The following is a 1428-nucleotide window of genomic DNA, read 5'->3' as shown; positions in this document are numbered from 1 at the left end:
GCAGCTATCGGCTGGACTACGACCAGGGCAAGCGGACCACCAACGGCGTCGCGATCCGCCACGACGGCCCTGCCACCGGCTGGTGGGCCTTCCGCTCCGGGTGCACCACGAACGGCTGCGCGGCCACCGGCGCCCGGCTGGACAACGTGACCCACCAGACTGCGAGCGGCCCGACGGACACGCTGCACTTCGTCGGCGGCTACTGGCAGGGCGCGCCGCAGCAGGAACGGATGGACTGCACGCCGCCCAACTCCCAGGCCAAGGCGACCCAGCAGGAGACGCTGGCGTGGTCGCTGGCCCCGCAGGCCGACGGCACCCTGCGCGGCACGGTGACGGAGACCGTGCAGACCAACGAGTGTGGCGCGCAGGGCGCGGTGGTGCGGGTGCCGGTGGTGGCCACCCGGGTCGGCGACGCGCCCGCCGGGGTCAACCTGGGCGACCCCGCGGAGGCCGTCGCCACGTCGACGGCGGCCGCCGCCCCGGCGCCGCCCGTGCTCGGCGCGGTGTGCGGCGACGTCGGCAAGCTGGCCTACGACCCGACCAACAGCGAGCAGATCGTCTGCGAGGGCAACAGCTGGGCCAAGGCACCGATCACGATGGGCGTGCACGCCTCCGGCAGTTCATGCGACCGGCCTGGCACCTCGGTGTTCGCCATGACCACCTCCAACGACGGCTACCTCTTGCAGTGCGATCCCGTCACGCGGACGTGGACCCGTCCGGTGGGGTAGTGCGTGTCCGGACCAATAGGTGACCGTCGGATTTGATATCACCAGCGCTATCACGTTCCAGAATCGTGTTGTCCTTAAGCCGGCACTCGTGTGAAGGACGTGGCGGGCCCCGGCGCGTTGACTGACTAGAGGAGGTCGGAACAGTGGTGCGCCCACCGCCTGACGCCGACGACGCTGAAGTGCAGTTTGCCGCTGATGTGCTGCGGAAATTGTTGCGCCATATCGACTTCGAGAACAGCAGGCGTAGCAACCCCTATCTGGTCTCCCACGCGTGGACCGATGGGCCGATGATGTACCTGGTGTACGCGGCGCCACCGTCGGACAGAATTTGGGGACTGGCCCGCGACACCAGGGAGTCAATCATCGACCCCGCCCCGTGGCCGAACTTGGACGAGGCGGTGCTCTACTACTATCTGCTCGATTTCGAGGAGAACCAGCCCTCCTCGTCTCTTGGCGGGCCGGGCGAGCCGGACACCATTTGGTGGTTCGGCTGCCCGGGCGAAGGCCTCCCGGCGCGGCCATCAAGCATCCCTGAGGCGTGTCGGTGCACCCCATCGAACCGATCCCGGCCGCCCGATCCCAGAAGGGGCGAGAGCGGGCCCGCCCCGCAGCCCCGTCGATACGGCAATCCGCTCTGAGCGCAATGGCCTGGTCAGAGGGCTGCCTGACGCCGGCTCCGCGACACTTGTCGGTGCGCGGT

The 1428-nt window shown here is 69.1% G+C and carries 1 protein-coding gene and 1 pseudogene; both read left to right on the top strand.

The genetic code is table 11. From position 1 onward, the window contains the following. Nucleotides 1–728: pseudogene (locus tag A9X05_RS26485) on the top strand (serine/threonine protein kinase); the annotation flags it as partial. A 146-nt stretch (nucleotides 729–874) separates the two neighbouring features. Continuing rightward, nucleotides 875–1366 (top strand): hypothetical protein, encoded by a 492-nt coding sequence (locus A9X05_RS26480; protein WP_067785117.1) that lies wholly within the window; start codon nucleotides 875–877, stop codon nucleotides 1364–1366. The last annotated feature ends 62 nt before the right edge of the window (nucleotides 1367–1428 follow it).

The sequence above is a fragment of the Mycobacterium sp. E3298 genome (assembly GCF_001666895.1).
In the GTDB taxonomy this organism is placed as follows: Bacteria; Actinomycetota; Actinomycetes; order Mycobacteriales; family Mycobacteriaceae; genus Mycobacterium.
This window is presented reverse-complemented; position numbering and strand designations above follow the sequence as displayed.